At 65.1% G+C, this 261-nt stretch carries 1 protein-coding gene; it reads left to right on the top strand.

Annotated features, from left to right (window positions below):
* Positions 1–261: 3-keto-5-aminohexanoate cleavage protein (locus FNJ84_RS21865; protein WP_143795285.1), on the top strand; the 261-nt coding region annotated here is incomplete at both ends.

Raw genomic sequence — 261 nt, forward strand, 5'->3', positions numbered from 1 at the left:
ACCGGCCCTATGTGCAATTCGTCATGGGGGTGAAAAACGCCATGCCGGTCGATCGCGAGGTGTTCGATTTCTATATCCACACCGTCAAGCGGCTGTTCGGCGCGGATGCGCCCTGGTGCGCGGCGGGGATCGGATCGCACCAGCTGACGATCAATGACTGGGCGATTTCCTCGGGCGGCCATGCGCGCACGGGGCTTGAGGATAACGTGCGGCTGGATCGCGACCGGCTGGCGCCCTCGAACGCGGCGCTGGTCGAACGCG

The sequence above is a fragment of the Paracoccus sp. M683 genome, assembly GCF_007096355.1.
In the GTDB taxonomy this organism is placed as follows: Bacteria; Pseudomonadota; Alphaproteobacteria; order Rhodobacterales; family Rhodobacteraceae; genus Paracoccus.